The following is a 20130-nucleotide window of genomic DNA, read 5'->3' on the forward strand; positions in this document are numbered from 1 at the left end:
CTCAAATGGGCGCGGCGTCCTTTAGGCGCTTCCAGTAGAACATCGTGCCCGTCATGCCGCCGAGGGGCTTGTAGGCGTAGTCCGGAATGATCCCGGCCAACTTGAAGCCGACGCGCTCGTATAATCCGGACGCGCCTTCGTCGTCGGCGGTGTCGAGCACCAGCAGCCAGCGTCCGTGATCGATCGCCACGCGTTCGGCAGCGTACAGCAGCGCCTTCGCGACGCCGCGGCCGCGGTGGCTGACCCGCGTGATCATCTTGACGATTTCCGCCCGGTGCGGCTGGTTGAGCGCAAGGTCAAGCACCAGCGTTACCGTTCCGACCAGTTGGTCGCCGTCAAAGGCGCCCAGAATGATCCGTTCTCCGCGCGCCGCCGCAGCCAGCGATTTCCCCCAGAAGGCATTTGCGACCTCCTGATGCAGCGGATGCATGAAGCTGACCGAGCCGCCATGGGCCACCGCCTCGATCAGTATCTCGCTGAGGCTCGCGCGGATATCGGGCGATGGGCTCAGGGGTTTGATTTCGATATCAGGCATGTCGTTCAGCCTCGTTTCCTGGCCGCACGGGCCTGCTTGATCTCTGCAATCCGCTCGACGTCCTCGATCTGGAGATGTCGGCCGCGTTCGAGAATTTCCAACGTGTACTCTTCATAAGTGAGCCCGAGCCGTTCGGCCTTTTGAATGCGAAAGGCGACGATGCCGGGTGAGGGGTTGTGCCACGCCCTGCGGTGCGCGGCCTTCCAGTAGAAGTAATTTCCGATTCCTCCATCACCCCATTCCGGCCGGTGCGCATCCTCGAGTGGTGGGCCGCCATTGTGGCCGGCCGCGATATCGCTGTCGGGGAGTGCCTGTTCGATCGCGGTGCTTTTGAGGGCGACCTCCGGCATCGTTGCTAGCTCCGGGCCAGCGCTACGACATAGGTGCAGGGTGCGGCGCTCTCGTTGGCGAAGGTCGTCTCCGCGGGGGGACCGAATCCGAGGCAATCGCCGGTGCCGAGGAGATACCGTTCGCCGGCCTCGATGATCACGAGTGCGCCGGCCTGCACCCAGACTACCTGACGGATATGGGCGTAGGATGAGGCCGGCAGCGTCACGCGCTGCCGTGCCGGCAATTCGACCCTGATGACTTCGAGCGGATGATCGGGGCGATTGAATACCTGTGTGCGCAGGTAGCCGGTCTCGGGATCGCGCCAGACCGGCTGTTCGCTGGCACGTGAAAGGCGCTCGCCCTGGCCCTCGGCGCGCAACATCAGGCCGGCAAGCGTGAGGTCGAAGGCGCTTGCGAGGCGGACCAGCACCACGGCGGTCGGGCTGACTTCGGCACGCTCGATCTTGCTGATAGTGGCCTTGGAGACCCCCGATCGTTCGGCGAGATCGGCCAGCGACCAGCCGCGGCTGTCGCGCTCGAGACGCAGGCGCTGCGCCAGCCGGTTGCTCAAATCGTCTACAATAGTATCCATATGTCTACTATAAGAGAAGTGGGTCGACATTCGCAAGCTGGAAATGTCGCGACTTCGTGTTGCTTCGCAGCTTGTTGGAAAGCCTGCGGCAATTATCTCCGGAGCAGCTGTTGGGGGTGACAATGCCCCGTCCGATCGTGTAACACCGCGCAACTTCAGGAAAACCCGCAAGCTCAATAGTGCAGCCGAAGCCCGGCGCTCATCGCTTGTGACGGAAGGTTAGAAATGCAGGCCGTCGTTATTGTCGTTCACCTCATGATCGTCGCCGTGCTGATCGGCGCGGTATTGCTGCAGAAATCCGAAGGCGGCGGCCTTGGCATGGGCGGCGGCGCCGGCTTCATGTCGAGCCGCGGAACCTCCAATCTGTTGACGCGGATGACCGCGATTCTAGCGGCAGGCTTCTTTGTCACCAGCCTGTATTTGGCCTGGTCTGCAGGCCTCGATCGCAAGCCCAGCTCGATTCTCACGGGCCCGGCGACGCCGTCCCAGCCCGGAGGGACCCCGATCGCGCCGCCGACCAGCGGCGGCGTTCTGGATACGCTGAAGAAGGTCGACGAACAGCAGAGCCCGCCGGCGCCGTCGGGCCCGCAAGCTCCGCGTTCGCAATAAAGCAGGGTGGCTATGCAGGACGGCGACTAGCGTCCTGCATCAGAACTTCCCATCAATGCTCTGAAATCGCTTTAATTTTCACGTCACCCACAGCCCAGCAAAATGTTCGCTCTGGCGAGCGATTCGTTTTGGCGAATCGGAGCAGTGGCCTTAAAGGTTGAGTCCCATGGCGCGGTACATATTCATCACCGGCGGCGTGGTTTCTTCGCTCGGCAAAGGTCTGGCTTCAGCAGCACTCGGTGCGCTGTTGCAGGCCCGCGGGTACAAGGTCCGTCTCCGCAAACTCGACCCCTATCTCAACCTCGATCCCGGAACGATGTCGCCGTATCAGCACGGCGAAGTGTTCGTGACCGACGACGGCGCCGAGACCGATCTCGATCTCGGCCATTACGAGCGCTTCACCGGGCGTCCGGCCACCAAGGCCGACAACATCACCACCGGGCGCATCTATCAGGACATCATCACCAAGGAACGCCGCGGCGATTATCTGGGCGCGACCATCCAGGTGGTGCCGCACGTCACCAACGCGATCAAGGAATTCGTCCTCTCCGGCAACGACGAATATGATTTCGTGCTGGTGGAGATCGGCGGCACCGTCGGTGACATCGAGGGGCTGCCGTTCTTTGAAGCCATCCGTCAGCTCAAGAACGAATTGCCGCGGGAGCACGCGGTTTACATTCATCTGACGCTGCTGCCGTTCATCCCGAGCGCCGGCGAGTTGAAGACCAAACCGACCCAGCATTCGGTGAAGGAACTGCGTTCGATCGGCATCCAGCCGGATATCCTGCTGTGCCGCACCGACCGCGAGATTCCGAAGGAAGAGCGGCGCAAGCTCGGTCTGTTCTGCAACGTGCGCGAAAGTGCCGTGATCGAGGCGAGGGACGTCGACAACATCTACGCGGTGCCGCAAGCCTACCACGAGGCCGGCCTCGACGACGAAGTGCTGGCTGCGTTCGGCATCGCGCCGAAGATTCCTCCCGCGATGCAAAGTTGGAACGACATCAACGAGCGGGTGCGCAACCCCGAAGGCGCGGTCACCATCGCCATCGTCGGCAAATACACCGGCATGAAGGATGCGTATAAATCGCTGATCGAGGCGCTGTCGCATGGCGGCATCGCCAACAAGGTGAAGGTCAATCTCGACTGGATCGAGAGCGAAGTGTTCGAGCACGAGGATCCGGCGCCGTTCCTCGAGCACGTCAACGGCATCCTGGTGCCCGGCGGCTTCGGCCAGCGCGGCGCCGAAGGCAAGATCCGCGCGGCGCAGTTCGCTCGCGTCCGCGACGTCCCGTATTTCGGCATTTGCTTCGGCATGCAGATGGCTGTGATCGAAGCCGCGCGCAATCTCGTCGGCATCGAGGACGCCAACTCCACCGAGTTCGGTCCGACCAGGGAGCCGCTGGTCGGCCTGATGACGGAATGGCTGCGCGGCAACGAACTTGAGAAGCGGTCGAAGGCGGGTGATCTCGGCGGCACCATGCGGCTCGGCGCCTATCCCGCGGCGCTTACCCGCGGCAGCCGGGTATCCGAAGTCTATGGCGGGGCCACCGAGATTTCGGAGCGCCACCGTCACCGCTACGAGGTCAACACCGCCTACAAGGACCGCCTCGAACAGCACGGCCTCCGCTTTTCGGGCCTGTCGCCCGACGGCGTGCTGCCGGAGATCGTCGAATATGAGGACCATCCCTGGTTCATCGGCGTGCAATTCCATCCCGAACTGAAATCACGCCCGTTCGAGCCGCATCCCCTGTTCGCGTCGTTCATTCAGGCCGCGGTGGTGCAGTCGCGGCTGGTGTAGTGGCCACCAGCCTTTGACGAACGCGCCAATTGTTGCGACAAACCGCTTCCGTTACCTGCAAGAACAACAATCAGGGGAGTGAAGCCGATGATTATGGAAATGCGTGTCTATCGCTGTTTGCCGGGCCGTCTGCCGGCGCTGATGAAGCGCTTCGATACGCTGACGCTGAAATTGTGGGACAAGCACGGCATCAAGCAGGCCGGCTTCTACACCACGCTGATCGGAACCTCCAACCAGGAACTGACCTATTTCGTCGCCTGGGACTCGCTCGCGGACCGCGAAAAGAAATGGACGGCATTTCAGTCCGATCCCGATTGGATCGCCGGCCGCGCCAAGAGCGAAGAGGACGGCCAGATCATCGACAACATCGTCAGTCAATTGCTGGTCCCGACGGCGTTCTCTTCGGTGAAGTAACCTTGCGTGCAACCCTGATATTCCGGGGTTAAACAGGGTTGATCCTGATGGCGCGGACCGGCATGGTCCGCGCTGAGCAAAGGAAAATCCCTTGAGCGCGAACATCTCTGCAGCACCGGTGGTGACGGCTGGTCCGGTCAAATTCGGCAACCACTTGCCGATTTCGATCATCGCCGGGCCATGCCAGCTCGAAAGCCGCAGCCATGCGCTTGAGGTGGCGTCGGCGCTGAAGGAGATCGCGGGCCGCCTCGGCGTCGGGCTCGTCTACAAGACCTCGTTCGACAAGGCCAACCGCACCAGCGTTTCGGCCGCGCGCGGCATCGGGCTTGCGCAGGCGCTGCCGATCTTCGCCGAGATACGTTCCTCGCTCGGACTGCCCGTGCTGACAGACGTCCACGAGGCCTCGCAATGCGCCGAGGTGGCGCAGGCGGTGGACGTGCTGCAGATCCCGGCCTTCCTGTGCCGGCAGACCGATTTGCTGACGGCGGCGGCCGCGACCGGCAAAATCGTCAACGTCAAGAAGGGGCAGTTTCTGGCGCCGTGGGACATGGCCAACGTCGTCAGCAAGATCACATCTGGCGGCAATCCGAACGTGCTGGTCACCGAACGCGGCGCGTCCTTTGGCTACAACACCCTGGTGTCTGATATGCGCGCGCTGCCGATCATGGCGCGCAGCACCGGCGCGCCCGTGATTTTCGACGCCACCCATTCGGTGCAGCAGCCGGGCGGGAAGGGCACTTCATCCGGCGGTGAGCGCGAATTCGTGCCGGTGCTGGCCCGCGCCGCGGTCGCGGTCGGGGTGGCCGGCGTGTTCATCGAGACCCATCCCGACCCTGACAACGCGCCGTCGGACGGACCCAACATGGTGCCGCTGCGCGAGTTCGAAGCGCTGGTGAAGACCCTGATGGGGTTCGACGCGCTCGCCAAAAGCCTAACTGCCAACAGCACGGCGCGCTGATGGCGCGGGCCATGCCGTGACCGCAGCAACCACCCGCCTGCCGCCGGCCCTCAACATCATCACGCTTGCGACCTTTGCGGCCAGCCTGTCGGCGCGAGCTCTCGATCCGGTGTTGCCGCATGTCGCGGAGGATTTCAGCGTCAGCATCGCTACCGCCGCCGGTTTTGCCGCCGTGTTCGCCTTCACATTTGCAGTCATCCAGCCGGTGCTCGGCGCGGCAGCCGATCTGTTTGGCAAGGCGCGTTTGATGGTCGTCTGTCTGGTACTGCTTGGCATTGCGAACATCCTCGGCGCGTTGGCGACGTCGTTCTGGCTGCTGTTCGCCTCGCGAATCCTCGCCGGCATCGGCTCCGGCGGCGTATTTCCGGTGGCGCTCAGTCTGACCAGCGATCTGGTCGGCCCCGAGAAAAGGCAGCTTGCGATCGGCCGCACGCTTATGGGCTCCATGACCGGCAACCTCTTGGGCGCATCCGTTTCAGGCCTGATCGGTGATTTCCTGGGCTGGCGCGGCGTGCTTGCCGTGCTCGGCATTCTGGTCATCGTGGCTTCGGTTGCGGTGGCTGCCGGGTTTCGCGGCGCTGCGCTGACGCGCCCCCCCAAGACGAACCTGTCGGCACTCAGGCACGGTTACCGCACCATCTTTTCCAATCCCAACGCGTTCTGTTATGCGGCGGTGTTTATCGAAGGCTGCTGCGTGCTGGGACTGTTCCCCTTCATTGCATCGTTCCTGTTTGAATTGGGGGAAACCCGCCTGTCGGTCGCCGGCATCGTGATCGCGGGCTTCGCGGTCGGCGGGCTGATCTACACGTTGACGATTTCGCGATTCCTGCCGCGGCTTGGGGTCAACGGCATGATGATCGCGGGCGCGACGTTGGTGGCGTCACAACTCACCGTCGCGGCGTTCGGTCCGGGCGCAACGGCCCAGGCCTTGAGCCTGCTGTTGATGGGCTGGGGCTTCTACATGATCCACGGCTGCCTGCAGGTATTTGCCAGCGAGCTGTCGGTGGAAGCGCGCGCGACGGCGCTGTCGCTGCACTCGTTCTTCTTTTTCATGGGCCAGACGCTCGGCCCCATCGCCTACGGCTTCGGCATCCAGCACGCCGGCAAGGTGCCGACCTTGCTCACCGCCGCGGCCATCATGGTCGCGCTCGGAATTGCCTGCGCGCGGCTGTTGAAGCAGACCCGGCCGGCGGACGCGCGGCCGGGCTAGCTTCGTATCGGGCCCTCGCTATTCCATCTTGATTCCGGCGTCGGTGATCACCTTGCGCCAGCGCGCGATCTCTTCAGTGACGAAGCCGCGGAATTCGTCCGGGCTGGTGCCCATCGGGACAATCCCCTGTTCGACCAGTTTTGCCTGCAATGCGGGGTCGGCGAGCGCCTTCCTGGCCTCGGCGGAGACGCGGTCGACGATCTCCTTTGGCGTGCCCGCCGGCGCGATGATTCCGGCCCAGGTGCCGGACACGAAATCCGGCACGCCCTGTTCCGCCATCGTCGGCACGTCGGGCGCCGCCGGAATGCGTTCTTTCGCGGTGACGACGATCGCCTTGGCGTTCCCGGAGCGCACCTGCGGCATCAGAGGACCAACGATGTCGAACATCACGTTGATCTGCCCGCCGACGGTATCCTGCAGTGCGCCGGCCGTGCCCTTGTAGGGAATGTGCTGCATTTTGATGCCGGTGCGGCTCATGAACATCTCCATGGTGAGATGTGCCGCGGCGCCGATGCCGCTCGACGCAAAATTGAGCTCGCCCGGCTTGGCCTTGGCGAGCGCGATCAGCTCTTTCAAATTGTTCGCCGGCACGGAAGGGTGCGCGATCATGATCAGCGGTGCGACGCTCATCAGCGAGACGTAGCTGAAGTCCTTCAGCGTGTCGTAGGGCAGCTTTGGATTGAGCGTGGCGTTTGCCGCATGCGCCGCGATCACGGTGCCGAACGTGTAGCCGTCGGGCGCGGCCTTGGCGACGACGTCGGTGCCGATGATGGCGTTGGCGCCGGGCTTGTTCTCGAAGACGATGGGCTGGCCGAGCGCCTCGGAGATTTTTTGTCCGACCAGGCGGGCCATCAGATCGGTGTAGCCGCCCGGCGTGTAGGGGACGACCATGCGGATCGACCGGTTCGGCCAGCCTTGTGCCCCAGCGCCGCCTGCGCAGCTCAGCAGAAGCGCGAACGCTGCAAGAGCGCGGAATAGATATTTCATGATGTCGTTTCCTCAACAGGGCCAGCGTCTGAGATGCGCGGCGCTTCCTGCAGGCAGGCTACATCATATGGATGTGAGTGAGATAGGTGTCGAGGCAACGTCTCTTGTTGCACAAGGTGCATGGCTTGCTGTCTGACTCGAGGGCGCAATGCACGCCGGAGTGCACGTGCGACGGCTCAGGATCAATTGGTTCACGCCCTGGCTGTGTCGCCTCGCGCTAGTTTCCCATCGCCTCGGCCAGCAAGGCCTGCGCCTGCCTGGTCGCTTCGGCAAATGACGGCTGCTGCGGCGCGCGCTCGGTAAAGCACTTCTTGTAGGCGTCTTCGCCCTTTTGCCTGAGATCGCCGAGCTTGTCGTAGGCCTTCCTGTCGATCCGCTTGGTCTGCAGATCGTCGGCAGCCTTGTCGGCCTTCTTGTCGTAATCCGCCTTGATCGCAACGCAGGCCGGGACCTCCACCTTGGGCTTGATCGATCCATAGGCGACATAGACCTTGCCGTTGGCCAGAGCTGAAACGAACACTTCGTCCGCGGCCTCAGGCACGGCGTCCTGGGTGCGCCCGGCCAGCATCGCAAAGGCTGACGTGGCGGAGGCGGGTTTGACGATCGGCAATTCGTTGAAGTTCACGACCGCCGCATCCGTCGAGATCGCCTGGGTGTAGAAGCTTTCGTCCTTGAGCGCGGCGCCGATCTGTTGCGGCACGTTCTTGAGTTTGTTGCCCCACCAGTCCTTGTGCGCGCGCAGCCAGCGCTCGAACAGCGGCTGCGTCGTTACGATGATATGAGACTTCGGCTCGACATATTGGCCGTCGCGGCCATTCTGGCCGGCCTTCTCGCCGTTGTCGCCCAACTCGGAGTCGAAACGCACGCCGTCGAGCAGGCCAAAGCCCATGTCGCCCTTGGATAATGCGTCGAGATTAAGCTTGGCCGCTCCAAATCCCTTGCGAGCGGATTCGGCGACGATCGGCGCGAGCTTTGCCAAGAGATCGGCGCGCAGCGATTCCGTCAGCTTGAAGGCCTCGTCGTCCTTCTTGTCCGCGTACATCTTCGTGATTTTCGCGATCGCGGCGTCGCGGGCCGCGATGTAGCGGTCCTCTGGTGCGGCAGGTGCGGCGTTGGCGCTTGCAATGGTCCCGAGCATGCACGAAGCGGCGGCAAGTCGGATGATGGCGGCGAATGGCTTTTGCATGGGCGGTTGTCGGGATAACCGGCCGTTAGGTTCAACCCCGGCCGCGATAGGGCGTGACGCCCTGGTCGGGGACCCACACGCCCTTGGGTAGCTTGCCGGTCTGCCAGAACACGTCGATCGGGATGCCGCCGCGCGGATACCAGTAGCCGCCGATGCGCAGCCATTTCGGCTTGATCTCGGTCGCGATCCGCTTGCCGATCGAAACCGTGCAGTCCTCATGGAACGCGCCGTGATTGCGAAAGCTCGCGACATAGAGTTTTAGCGACTTGGACTCCAACAGCCATTGGCCCGGCACGTAATCAATCATCAGATGGGCGAAATCCGGCTGTCCGGTGATCGGGCAGAGCGAAGTGAATTCGGGCGCCGTGAACCGCACCAGATAATTGGTGTCCTTTTGCGGATTGGGCACCCGGTCCAGCGTCGCCTTTTCGGGGGTGTCGGGCCATTCCACGGCGCGGCCGAGCTGCAATGATTTTTTCGCCATGATGATCGTCCTGTTGCGACCGCTGACATGGACGCATCAGGCGTGGCCGTCAACCGTCAGCGCGACGCGGGATCCGAGAGAAAGCGCGCCAGCGCCGTTCGCTCGGCGGCATCCTCGATCCCGCGCATCGACATCCACAGCCCCGGAAACATCTCGGCGGGATCGGCCAGGAAGCTTTCCAGACGCGGCGTATCCCAGCGCAAACCATCATCGCGCGCCTTGCGCAGCACCGGCGAATAGTCGAACGCCGGATCGCCGGCGACAACACGTCCGGCCACGCCGGCAAGATTGGGGCCGGGCAGGCCGCGCTCGGTGGGATCAAGGCTGTGGCAGGCCCGGCATGGCGCGAACAGCCGCGCGCCGTTTTCGTCCGCCGAGGCGGGGGCAGCGGCCAGCATCGGCAGCAGCAACAGGAACGCGAACCATTTCACGCAGGCGCGACCGTCTGGATCACGACCAGGCGGTTGGTGCCGGACTCGCCGCCCCAGGTCTCGCCGGGCTTGCCGTCGAGCTGCCGCACATTCGCGCCGGCCTTGTCGCTCGGGAACGCGTTGAATTTCTCGGTCACGGGATCGAAGCGCACGATCGCGTTGGCGCCGAAATCGGTGAGCCACACCTTGTCCTTGTCGTCGACATACACCGCATAGGTGCGCGGGTTGTCGCCGGGCAGCTTCCAGGCTTTCCAGGAGCCATCAGAAGGATCGTGCATCGACACGTTGCCGCTGTTCCATTCGCTGACCCAGATCCGGCCCTTCGAATCCGACCACACCCGGCGCGCGCCCTGGTTCGGCGTCGGCGGGTCCACCACGGTGGCGTTGCCGGTTGCGGGATCGATTTTCGCGATGTGATTGCCGGCGAGCGAGGCGTACCAGATGTCGCCTTTCGGCGTGATGGTCATGCCATAGGTGCCGCGGCCGCGCGGCGACTTGAAGACCGTCATGTCGCCCGATTTCGGGTCGAGCCGGCCATAGATGCCGGACTGGCCGGTGAACCAGTAGATGCCGTTCTTGTCGAACACGGCGGTGTTGAGGTTGGCATAGGCCTCGTTCTCGGGCAGGCGAAACAGCGTCACCTTGTGATCGCCGGGGTCGACGCGGGCGATCGCGTTCTGCCCGCCTTCGGTGACCCAGGGCGCGCCATCGGGGCCGATGATGACGCCATGGGGAGCGGCGCCCTTGCCGAGGTCGACCAGCTTGTATGAGCCGTCGCGCGGATCGAGCCGCCCCAGCGTGCCGTTGCGCTGGCCGCAGAACCACATCGTGCCATCGGGTGCCGGCGTGACGTCGCGCGAGCCCATGCCTGCGGCGACCGGATAATATTTGACCCGGAACGGGCTCTCCTGGGCATCCGCAAAGCGCGCAAGCGCAGGCGTGGCTAAAATTCCGGCAGCGGAAGTTTTGAGAAACTGGCGGCGATTCATTGCGTTACCCCGGTTCTTGAACGAGAAGGTTTGGACGCGAAGATCAACCCTGGATCAGCATAGTCTTACCACATTGCCCCGTCAGGCGAAGCTGGAAGAGCGTTTTCCAGCGAAGTGGACGCCGGTTCGCGTGAAGAAAACGCGTCAAATCAAGAAGCTAGGCTCCGTTCCGATTCAATCGGAACAGAGCCGGCTCTAAGCGTTCACATTTGCTTGCGCGCCGTGTAAGACGCGCCCAAATCCAGCCCCGGAACCATCCAGGAAAGTGCAAGACATGACCGCCATCATCGACATCATCGGCCGCGAAATCCTCGATAGCCGTGGCAATCCCACCGTTGAAGTCGATGTGGTGCTGGAAGACGGCTCGATCGGCCGCGCCGCAGTGCCCTCTGGTGCTTCCACCGGCGCCCATGAGGCGGTGGAACTGCGGGACGGCGACAAGAAGCGCTATCTCGGCAAGGGCGTGCAGAAGGCGGTCGAGGCTATCAACGGCGAAATCTTCGAGGCGCTCGCTGACCGTCCGGTCGAGGAACAGGTCCAGATCGACCAGATCATGATCGATCTCGACGGCACGCCCAACAAGAGCCGGTTAGGTGCCAACGCCATCCTCGGCGTTTCCCTGGCCTGCGCCAAGGCGGCCGCGGAATCCTTCGACATGCCGCTCTATCGCTATGTCGGCGGCACCTCGGCGCGCACTCTGCCGGTGCCGATGATGAACATCATCAATGGCGGCGTGCACGCCGACAACCCGATCGACTTCCAGGAATTCATGATCCTGCCGGTTGGGGCGGCGAGTTTCGCCGAGGCGCTGCGCTGTGGCGCTGAAATCTTCCACACGCTGAAGGGCGAACTGAAGAAGGCCGGCCACAACACCAATGTCGGCGACGAGGGCGGTTTCGCGCCGAACCTGCCGTCGGCGGATGCCGCGCTCGAATTCGTCGTCAGCGCGATCGGCAAGGCCGGCTATAGCGCGGGCAGCGACGTCATGCTCGGCCTCGATTGCGCCGCGACCGAGTTCTTCAAGGACGGCAATTACGTCTATGGCGGCGAGAACAAGACCCGCTCGCGCTCCGAGCAGGCGAAATATCTCGCCGATCTCGTCGCGCGCTACCCGATCGTCACGATCGAGGACGGCATGTCGGAAGACGACATGGACGGTTGGAAGGAATTGACCGACCTCGTCGGCAAGAAGTGCCAGCTGGTCGGCGACGACCTGTTCGTCACCAACGTCACAAGGCTCGCCGACGGCATCAAGAACGGCCGCGCCAATTCGATCCTGATCAAGGTCAACCAGATCGGCACGTTGACCGAAACGCTGTCCGCCGTCGAACTGGCGCACAAATACGGCTACACCTCTGTCATGTCGCACCGTTCCGGCGAGACCGAGGATTCCACCATCGCCGACCTCGCGGTCGCCACCAATTGCGGCCAGATCAAAACCGGATCGCTGGCGCGCTCCGACCGCACCGCCAAGTACAACCAGTTGCTGCGCATCGAGCAGCAATTGGGCGCACAGGCGAAATACGCGGGGCGGGCGGCGCTGAAGGCGCTGGCGTAAGCTAGCGCGCTGCAGCAAGCCGGCTGGCCGGCTTGCTGCTCGGCGGTTTCGCGGCGACCTGGCGCTTGGCCGTGCTGGCCTTGGCCTGAACGACCTGTTTCTGCCGCTTCTTCACATTGGCGGCCGCTACCTTCGTTCCGCCGCGGCGGGACGCATATTCCGGGCCGTCGATCGGGCCGACATGCGGTGGATCGAAGGCGAGATACGGTCGGCCGATCCCGAACTGTTTTCCGTTCGCATCGACCCATTTCCACAGCGTTTCGGTTGACGCCCATCGCTGCGCGCGATTGACGCCATTGACGCTTACGATATCGGCGGCAAGCCCGCGGCCATAGCCGCCGCGGAGACTGCCGCCGTGAAACGACCGGTTGGCCGCCGCCTTCAGGCCGCTTGCGATCGATTGACGGTAGTCGTCGCGGAAGGCGCTGGTGATACCGGGTTTCAGTCCGGCGGCCTCGGCGGCGTAAAGCGTATGAAACAGCTTCATCTTGAAGCTGCGATCCATGCCGCCGATCACGTAGTCCATCATCGGCATGCCGACTCGTTCCGCCGCCTTGGGATCCTTCCAGGTGAAATCGTTGTCGACGAGCTTGGTAAAGCTTCTGGTGACCGTCACCAGTTTGCCCTTCCTCTTGATCGTCACTTTCCTGAGCTCACGCTCCTTGGTGGTGTCCTCCTTGGGCGTCCGCTGGTAAAGCGCCCACAGAAACTGGTCGATGCAGGCCTCTGCCACCTGGCATTCGCCGACAAGCTCGACGCGGCCGGGCGTCGTTGCGGCGGCGGCCATGCCTGCGGTTGGCGCCGGGATGGTTGAGATTTCCGGCGGCAGAATTTCCGCCGGATCGCTGAGCGCGGCGACGACGATGGTTTGCTGCGGGGCGGCTGTGGCTGCGATGGCCACTTCCGGATTGGCCGTGCTTGCGGCTGGCCCCTGGATGGTTGGGACTACCGGCGGCAGAATTTCCGCCGGATCGCTCAGCGCGGCCACGACGATGGTTTGCTGCTTGTCCGGCGCGGCTGTGTCGGCGACGGCCACCTCCGGATTGGCCGTGCTTGCGGTTGGTCGCTGGACGGTTGGGACTATCGGCGACAGAATTTCCGCCGGATCGCCCAGCGCGGCCACGACGATGGTTTGCTGTTTGTCCGGGGCAACTGCGGCGTCGATCGCCACCTCCGCCAGAAGTTCGGCGGCCTTTGCCACGTCAGCACTCTTGATGATCGGATTGCCTGCCGTAACGGCTGGATGACCCATCGCGGATGCCCGCGGTGCGGCCACCAGGGTGGCGTTGGCGGCAAGAGATGGTGCGAGGCGGTCCACGACGCGCGCCGCGCTGACGTTCTGGTTGCCGGTCAAACCGACGACGGCAAACCACACCACAAGTCCGCCCGTGAAAACGAGCGTGGGCCACATCTCGGTGGCAAGCCGACGCGGGTTCATGATTCCAGCCTCCAAGGCTCGAGTCAGTTCACAGCTAAGCACGCGACACCGCCAATGTTTCGGCTCACAATGTGGGCGTGCAAGGGCGGAAAGGGTTGTTACAGCACGGTTTCCGGGAACTGTTGCCGGAGTGCAACGCGTCGGCGGACCCTGGTTCGGGCGCGCAATTTGATTGAAATTGCTGATACCGGTGGACATCACCGCTGGCCGCGACCATATCGCTGACACAAAGCGCGGATCGGCGACGCCGAACCGCCGGCAGGGAGGAAGTAAGCATGAGTGACGGCAAGACCGGGCTGCAACTGCGTTCGCTATTGAAGAAGAGCGGCGAACTCGAGCTATCGCTGGCCAGCGTCCCGACTCCAGAACCGGCCGACGATGAAGTCGTGGTCCGCGTCGAGGCCTCGCCAATCAATCCGTCCGACCTCGGGCTTCTGATCGGCCCCGCCGACATGTCGACGGCCAAGGTCTCCGGCACCAAGGTGCAGCCCGTGGTCACGGCGAAGATGCCGGAAGCCGTGATGCGGATGATGGGGGCGCGGCTCGACCAGTCGCTGCCGGTCGGCAATGAGGGCGCCGGCACCGTGATCCGGAGCGGATCATCCGATGCCGCCAAGGCGCTGATGGGCAAGACGGTCTCGATCATCGGCGGCGCGATGTATTCGCAATTCCGCACCATGAAGGTGAGGGACGTGATGGAGCTGCCCGCCGGCACCACCGCTGCCGACGGCGCGTCCTGGTTCGTCAATCCGCTGACCGCGCTCGGCATGACCGAGACCATGCGGCGCGAAAATCACAAGGCGCTGGTGCATACGGCAGCCGCGTCGAACCTCGGCCAGATGCTCAACAAGATCTGCATCAAGGACGGCATCGGCCTCGTCAACATCGTTCGCAGCAAGGAGCAGGCCGATATCCTGCACAAGATCGGCGCCAAATACGTCGTCGATTCCACCGCCGACGGCTTCATGGACAATCTCACCAACGCGCTGGTGGAGACCGGCGCCACGATCGCCTTCGATGCGATCGGCGGCGGCAAGCTGGCGAGCCAAATCCTCACAAGCATGGAGGTCGCGGCCAACAAGACCGCCAAGGAATACAGCCGCTATGGTTCGAACGTATTCAAGCAGGTCTATATCTACGGCAGCCTCAACACCGGCCCGACCGAGTTGACCCGCGCGTTCGGCTTGACGTGGGCGGTCGGTGGCTGGCTGCTGACGCCGTTCCTGCAGAAGATCGGCCCGGCCGACATCGGCAAATTGCGCCAGCGCGTCGCCTCCGAACTCAAGACCACGTTTGCCAGTCACTACACCAAGGTGGTGTCGCTGCAGGAGACGCTCGATCTCGCCAATATCGACGTCTACAACAAGCGCGCCACCGGTGAGAAATTCCTGATCAATCCGAGCAAGGGCTGACGACGCGAGCTGGTGGCGTCGTGCCACGGGAAAATCACAGGGCAGGCCGCCTGTTGGCGGCCTAGCCCGAACGTCCGACGTCTTCCAGTTTGACCCGAACGGACGTCGTTCGATCGCCGCGCTTGATCGAAAGTTCGATTTCCCGCCCGACGCCCACGGCCTCGAGCTGCTCGATCAAATCGGACAGCCGCCTGGTCGGCTTTCCGTTGGCGCTGGTGATGATGTCGCCGAGTTCACCCGCGACCTGGTCGATGCCGCGCAATCCGGCTGTCGCGGCGGGTGAGCCCGGCATTGTCCGCACCACCACGACGCCTTCAATGCCGAGCCGGGTTGCCACGGCCTCGTTGGCGGCGACGATCCCGATGCCCGGAGTCGGAACGCGTCCCTTCTGGATAAGTTCAGGCACGACCCGATTCACGGTGTCTACCGGAATGGCGAATCCGATGCCGGCGTTGGAGCCGGACGGAGAAATGATTGCCGTGGTGACGCCGATCAGGCGCCCTGCGGAATCGAGCAGCGGGCCACCGGAATTGCCGGGATTAACCGCGGCGTCGGTCTGAATCATGTTGCCGATTTCCCGCCCCGCGCTTGTCGGCAGCCGCCGCTTCAAGGCGCTGATCACGCCCGTCGTGAGCGACTGGTCAAGGCCGAACGGGTTGCCGATGGCGAAGGCGGCTTGGCCGACCTTCAGGTCGGCCGAACTGCCGACCGTGATCGGACTGGGCAGGTTGCGGGTGCTCCGCACCCTGACGACCGCAAGATCGTAGTTCGGCGCTGTCCCCACGATCGAGGCGCCGACGACTTCGCCGCTGGCGAAGCGGATCGCAACATCCCTGGTTCCGGCAACCACGTGATTGTTCGTCACGATATGTCCGGCGCCGTCCCAGACGAAGCCGGTGCCGCTCTGCTCGCGTCCGGCTTCGCCCTCGAGATCCGTCGAACTGGCACCGGGCGCGGCGCCGACGACTTGAACGACCGATGGCGATACCCGCTCGAACAGGCTGACGGTCGCACGCTCGGCTTCCGCAAGATCACTTCTCGCCGTCACGGGCCGCGGGGTGGTGGCCGCGAACAGCAGCCGGTCGAGATAAGGCTGTCCGACCAGAGCGGCGAGCAGCACGATCAGGACGACGATAGCCGCCTGGAAAAAACGCGAGGGCATGAATTTACTCCGAAGCCGACGGGGCCATCGGCGCTGAGATTCCATTCATAAGGCTCGTCGGCCAAGTTGGTTCCTCCGCGCCGATCCGCAAGATGTGTGCCCCGGGCGGATGCTCTTCAGCGTTGGCTCAAGCACTTTTTCTTGATCCACAAGCATTGCGCAAACGCTGCGTTTCCAGAATTGCTCATTTCATGCACTTGCATCCTTGTGTCGATGTGGCGTAAGTGAGCGCCGGCGCTTCAGCTTCAAAAGGGAATTCCAATGGCTCACACCATCGTCACCATCGTCGGCTCGCTCCGCAAGGAGAGCTTTTCTCTCAAGATCGCCAATGCCCTGGCCAAGCTCGCGCCGGCCTCGCTGAAGCTCGACGTCACGACGCTGGACGGGATTTCCTTCTTCAACCAGGATCTGGAAGCCGCCCCGCCGGCCGATTGGCTGGCGTTCCGCGAAAAACTGCAGAAGTCGAACGGCGTGCTGTTCGTGACGCCGGAATACAACCGTTCGATCCCGGGCGTCCTGAAGAACGCCATCGACGTCGGCTCGCGCCCCTATGGCAAGAGTTCGTTCCTCGGCAAGCCGGTCGGCATCGTCAGCAACTCGCCGGGCGCGCTCGGCGGCGTCAGCGCGGCCAAGCATCTGCAGAACATCCTGCCGGGCATCACGGGTCCGATTCTGGGCCAGCCCGAGATCTACCTGAATGGCGTCGGCGATGCCTTCGACGACAAGGGCGCGCTCACCAAGGAAACGCTGCAGAAGACGCTGCAGCAATACATCGATGCATTCGCGGCCTTTATCGAGAAGCAGAACCGCTAAGCGGTTTCGCCGTCATTGCGAGCGAAGCGAAGCAATCCATAGCCCCAAAAAGGAAGAATGGATTGCTTCGTCGCTTTCGCTCCCTTGCGTAAACCCTGCGCGTTTGTCGCAGGCATGACGGGGGCATGATTTGTGCCCCGAGTCCGTCATTTTAGGATTCCATTAACCTGACCGTCGCATCTTGGCGTCATGGTCTCCCGCACCCGACTGAAATCGATACTGACCGGGCTCGCCCTCTACACGATGGCGGCGCTGATGGTCGGCTATTTCGGCGTCAACGCCTATACCGGCAAATACGGGCTCAACGCGCGGCAGGAGCTCGATCAGGAGATCATCGCGCTGACGTCCGAATTGGCGCGGCTGAAGCGGGAACGGGCCCAGGGCGAGCAGCGCGTTTCGCTGCTCCGCTCAGACCGGGTCGACCCTGACATGCTGGACGAGCGCGCACGCTTCCAGCTCGACTACGCCAACCCACGCGACCTGATCAAGGTCCTCAAGCCGAATTAGCTTTCAGCCGCTCGCGCGCCCCGACTGTTACGCCGGGATGACGGCCGACCGGATTCCGCAAATTTCAAAATCTCGCGATATCGATTACAAAAATGTCGCGCCGCGTTGCACTGCGGCATAGCAATATTTTCTCCAGCGCACGCAATCCTTTCACGGCGGTTTGAGTTGGGTTAGAGAGGCTGATCTTCTCTCTCATCCGGAATTGCCATGGCCGTACCCAAAAAAACCGTCACCAAGGAAGCAGGGCAGGAAAATGGGAAAGAGAAAGGTCAACAGAAGGGCTTCGGCGCCCCACCGGAATTCACCAAGGCGCAGGAACTGGCAGCCCTTCGGGATATGCTGCTGATCCGCCGTTTCGAGGAAAAGGCCGGCCAGCTCTACGGCATGGGCGCGATCGGCGGCTTCTGCCATCTCTATATCGGCCAGGAAGCCATCGTCGTCGGCATGCAGATGGCCCTGAAAAAGGGCGATCAGGTCATAACTGGATACCGCGACCACGGGCATATGCTGGCCTGCGGCATGGAAGCCAAGGGCGTGATGGCCGAACTGACCGGACGCCAGGGCGGCTATTCCAAGGGCAAGGGCGGCTCCATGCACATGTTCAGCAAGGAGCAGAATTTCTACGGCGGCCACGGCATCGTCGGCGCCCAGGTTTCGCTCGGGACGGGTTTGGCCTTCGCCAACCGCTACCGCGGCAATGATTTCGTCAGCCTCGCTTATTTCGGCGACGGCGCCTCCAACCAGGGGCAGGTCTATGAGAGCTTCAACATGGCGGAGCTGTGGAAGCTGCCGGTGATCTACATCATCGAGAACAACCGCTACGCCATGGGAACGTCGGTGACGCGCTCGTCCGCCCAGACCGATTTCTCCAAGCGCGGCATTTCCTTCAACATCCCCGGCGAGCAGGTCGATGGCATGGACGTGCGTGCGGTGAAGGCCGCCGGCGACAAGGCGGTGGCGCATTGCCGCGCCGGCAAGGGGCCGTTCATCCTGGAAATGCAGACCTACCGCTACCGCGGCCATTCGATGTCGGATCCGGCGAAGTACCGGACCCGCGAGGAGGTCGAAAAGGTCCGCCACGACCAGGATCCGATCGAGCAGGTGCGCAATCGCCTGCTGGCGGCCAAGGTCACCGAGCAGGAATTGAAGGCCATCGACGCCGAAGTGCGCGAGATCGTCAACGAGTCGGCGGATTTCGCCCAGCGCGATCCCGAGCCCGATGCGTCCGAACTCTGGACCGACGTCTATCGTTGATACGCGTCCAACGACGTAGCGCAGAACAAAACTAAAGAGTGATCCCGGGAGCTGATATGCCCATTCAAGTATTGATGCCTGCGCTTTCGCCAACCATGGAGAAGGGCAACCTTGCCAAATGGCTGAAGAAGGAAGGCGAGACAATCAAGTCGGGCGATGTCATCGCCGAGATCGAAACCGATAAGGCGACGATGGAAGTCGAGGCGACCGATGAGGGCACGCTCGGCAAGATATTGATCCCGGAAGGTACCAACGACGTCGCGGTCAACACGCCGATCGCGACCATTTTGGCTGACGGCGAAAGCGCCGCCGATCTCGGGAAGGCCGCAGCACCGGCTCCCGCGCCGAGTGTCGCCAAGGAAGTCGAGGAGTCCCGTTCGCCGGTCGGCGAAGGCAAGCCGATGATCTCGGCGCCGAAGGCGACCGCGGCACCGGCTGCCGTGGCCGAGCCCGATCCGGAAGTGCCTGAGGGCACCGAGATGATTTCCCAGACCATCCGCGAAGCGCTGCGTGACGCCATGGCCGAAGAGATGCGGCGCGACCCCGACGTGTTCATCATGGGCGAGGAGGTCGCCGAATATCAGGGCGCCTACAAGGTGACGCAGGGCCTGCTGCAGGAATTCGGCGCCAAGCGCGTGATCGATACGCCGATCACCGAGCATGGTTTTGCCGGCGTCGGCGTTGGCGCGGCGATGTCCGGCCTGAAGCCGATCGTCGAATTCATGACGTTCAACTTCGCGATGCAGGCGATCGACCAGATCATCAATTCGGCGGCCAAGACGCTGTACATGTCCGGCGGCCAGATGGGCTGCTCGATCGTGTTCCGCGGCCCCAACGGCGCCGCGTCCCGCGTCGCCGCCCAGCATAGTCAGGACTATTCGGCCTGGTACTCGCAGATTCCGGGATTGAAAGTGGTCGCGCCGTTCTCGGCCGCTGACTACAAGGGCTTGCTGAAAGCTGCGATCCGCGATCCCAACCCGGTGATCTTCCTCGAAAACGAGATGCTGTACGGCCACACCGGCGAAGTCCCGAAACTCGACGACTACGTGATCCCGATCGGCAAGGCGCGCATCGTCCGCTCCGGCAGCCACGTCACGCTGATTTCCTGGTCGAACGGCATGAGCTACGCGCTCAAGGCCGCCGATGAGTTGGCAAAAGAAGGCATCGAGGCCGAGGTGATCGACCTGCGCACGCTGCGCCCGATGGACACCGACACCATCATCGCCTCGGTCAAGAAGACCGGCCGCGCGGTCACGGTGGAGGAGGGCTGGCAGCAGAGCGGCGTCGGCGCCGAGATCGCCGCCCGCATCATGGAGCACGCCTTCGACTATCTGGATGCGCCGGTGGCGCGGGTGTCGGGCAAGGACGTGCCGATGCCCTATGCGGCGAATTTGGAAAAGCTCGCATTGCCCAATGTCGCCGAGGTGGTCGCCGCCGCCAAAGCCGTTTCATACCGGTAAACT

Annotated in this window: 21 protein-coding genes; 11 read left to right on the plus strand and 10 right to left on the minus strand. The window is 63.2% G+C overall.

The window, feature by feature from the left end; genetic code table 11:
* Position 1 precedes the first annotated feature (1 nt).
* Genes ABIE49_RS38580 through ABIE49_RS38590 form a run of 3 tightly spaced genes read right to left on the minus strand, consistent with a single transcriptional unit; the run spans position 2 to position 1457 of the window.
* A complete protein-coding gene (locus ABIE49_RS38580; RefSeq protein WP_192739558.1) occupies positions 2-535 on the minus strand; it encodes a GNAT family N-acetyltransferase in 534 nt (177 codons plus the stop codon).
* A gap of 5 nt (positions 536-540) precedes the next feature.
* Positions 541-885, minus strand: coding sequence for a hypothetical protein (locus ABIE49_RS38585; protein WP_354067257.1), 345 nt, complete (start codon positions 883-885; stop codon positions 541-543).
* A gap of 5 nt (positions 886-890) precedes the next feature.
* Entirely contained in the window at positions 891-1457 is a 567-nt protein-coding gene (locus ABIE49_RS38590; RefSeq protein WP_192739557.1) for a helix-turn-helix domain-containing protein, read from the minus strand.
* 225 nt (positions 1458-1682) lie between these two features.
* Between ABIE49_RS38590 and secG the strand changes: the two genes are divergently transcribed.
* The 5 genes from secG to ABIE49_RS38615 all read left to right on the plus strand — a co-directional run bounded on the left by secG (position 1683) and on the right by ABIE49_RS38615 (position 6446).
* The gene (gene secG / locus ABIE49_RS38595; protein WP_192739556.1) at positions 1683-2066 is read left to right on the plus strand and encodes a preprotein translocase subunit SecG; all 384 of its coding nucleotides are present in this window, start codon (positions 1683-1685) and stop codon (positions 2064-2066) included.
* 166 nt (positions 2067-2232) lie between these two features.
* Positions 2233-3864 carry a CTP synthase gene (gene pyrG, locus ABIE49_RS38600; protein ID WP_192739555.1) on the plus strand — a complete coding sequence of 544 codons (1632 nt, stop codon included), beginning with the start codon at positions 2233-2235 and terminating at the stop codon, positions 3862-3864.
* Positions 3865-3951: 87 nt separating this feature from the next.
* Entirely contained in the window at positions 3952-4278 is a 327-nt protein-coding gene (locus ABIE49_RS38605; RefSeq protein ID WP_192739554.1) for an NIPSNAP family protein, read from the plus strand.
* 91 nt (positions 4279-4369) lie between these two features.
* On the plus strand, positions 4370-5236 hold the full coding sequence (kdsA, locus tag ABIE49_RS38610) for a 3-deoxy-8-phosphooctulonate synthase (protein WP_192739553.1): 867 nt from the start codon (positions 4370-4372) through the stop codon (positions 5234-5236).
* 16 nt (positions 5237-5252) lie between these two features.
* Positions 5253-6446, plus strand: coding sequence for an MFS transporter (locus tag ABIE49_RS38615; protein WP_192739552.1), 1194 nt, complete (start codon positions 5253-5255; stop codon positions 6444-6446).
* 18 nt (positions 6447-6464) lie between these two features.
* Here the strand turns inward: ABIE49_RS38615 and ABIE49_RS38620 are convergent, their stop codons facing one another.
* From ABIE49_RS38620 to ABIE49_RS38640, 5 genes are all read right to left on the minus strand, one after another.
* Positions 6465-7433 carry a tripartite tricarboxylate transporter substrate binding protein gene (locus ABIE49_RS38620; protein WP_192739551.1) on the minus strand — a complete coding sequence of 323 codons (969 nt, stop codon included), beginning with the start codon at positions 7431-7433 and terminating at the stop codon, positions 6465-6467.
* A 217-nt stretch (positions 7434-7650) separates the two neighbouring features.
* Positions 7651-8619 carry a hypothetical protein gene (locus ABIE49_RS38625; protein WP_192739550.1) on the minus strand — a complete coding sequence of 323 codons (969 nt, stop codon included), beginning with the start codon at positions 8617-8619 and terminating at the stop codon, positions 7651-7653.
* Between the two features lie 31 nt (positions 8620-8650).
* Positions 8651-9103: a preQ(1) synthase gene (queF, locus tag ABIE49_RS38630; protein ID WP_192739549.1), complete on the minus strand. Its 453-nt coding sequence runs from the start codon at positions 9101-9103 to the stop codon at positions 8651-8653.
* Between the two features lie 56 nt (positions 9104-9159).
* Positions 9160-9534 (minus strand): c-type cytochrome, encoded by a 375-nt coding sequence (locus ABIE49_RS38635; RefSeq protein WP_192739548.1) that lies wholly within the window; start codon positions 9532-9534, stop codon positions 9160-9162.
* The gene (locus tag ABIE49_RS38640; protein WP_192739547.1) at positions 9531-10523 is read right to left on the minus strand and encodes a Vgb family protein; all 993 of its coding nucleotides are present in this window, start codon (positions 10521-10523) and stop codon (positions 9531-9533) included. Before ABIE49_RS38640 ends, ABIE49_RS38635 begins: the two co-directional genes overlap by 4 nt.
* Before the next feature lie 274 nt (positions 10524-10797).
* On the opposite strand from ABIE49_RS38640, the gene eno reads away from it, so the two are divergent.
* A complete protein-coding gene (eno, locus tag ABIE49_RS38645) occupies positions 10798-12081 on the plus strand; it encodes a phosphopyruvate hydratase (RefSeq protein ID WP_192739546.1) in 1284 nt (427 codons plus the stop codon).
* 1 nt (position 12082) lies between these two features.
* On the opposite strand, the gene ABIE49_RS38650 is transcribed toward eno, so the two are convergent.
* Entirely contained in the window at positions 12083-13075 is a 993-nt protein-coding gene (locus ABIE49_RS38650; protein WP_502916014.1) for a hypothetical protein, read from the minus strand.
* 719 nt (positions 13076-13794) lie between these two features.
* On the opposite strand from ABIE49_RS38650, the gene ABIE49_RS38655 reads away from it, so the two are divergent.
* Positions 13795-14931 (plus strand): zinc-binding dehydrogenase, encoded by a 1137-nt coding sequence (locus tag ABIE49_RS38655; protein WP_192739545.1) that lies wholly within the window; start codon positions 13795-13797, stop codon positions 14929-14931.
* A 61-nt stretch (positions 14932-14992) separates the two neighbouring features.
* On the opposite strand, the gene ABIE49_RS38660 is transcribed toward ABIE49_RS38655, so the two are convergent.
* Positions 14993-16093 (minus strand): S1C family serine protease, encoded by a 1101-nt coding sequence (locus ABIE49_RS38660; RefSeq protein ID WP_192739544.1) that lies wholly within the window; start codon positions 16091-16093, stop codon positions 14993-14995.
* Positions 16094-16354: 261 nt separating this feature from the next.
* Here ABIE49_RS38660 and ABIE49_RS38665 point away from each other — a divergent pair, with 261 nt between their 5' ends.
* From ABIE49_RS38665 to ABIE49_RS38680, 4 genes are all read left to right on the plus strand, one after another.
* Positions 16355-16906, plus strand: coding sequence for an NADPH-dependent FMN reductase (locus tag ABIE49_RS38665; protein WP_192739543.1), 552 nt, complete (start codon positions 16355-16357; stop codon positions 16904-16906).
* A 189-nt stretch (positions 16907-17095) separates the two neighbouring features.
* Entirely contained in the window at positions 17096-17413 is a 318-nt protein-coding gene (locus ABIE49_RS38670; protein WP_192739542.1) for an FtsB family cell division protein, read from the plus strand.
* 207 nt (positions 17414-17620) lie between these two features.
* A complete protein-coding gene (gene pdhA, locus ABIE49_RS38675) occupies positions 17621-18667 on the plus strand; it encodes a pyruvate dehydrogenase (acetyl-transferring) E1 component subunit alpha (RefSeq protein WP_192739541.1) in 1047 nt (348 codons plus the stop codon).
* 56 nt (positions 18668-18723) lie between these two features.
* Positions 18724-20127, plus strand: a complete 1404-nt coding sequence (locus tag ABIE49_RS38680) for a pyruvate dehydrogenase complex E1 component subunit beta (RefSeq protein WP_192739540.1) — start codon at positions 18724-18726, stop codon at positions 20125-20127.
* Positions 20128-20130 lie beyond the last annotated feature (3 nt).

This window comes from Bradyrhizobium sp. OAE829 (assembly GCF_040546575.1).
Lineage (GTDB): Bacteria > Pseudomonadota > Alphaproteobacteria > Rhizobiales > Xanthobacteraceae > Bradyrhizobium.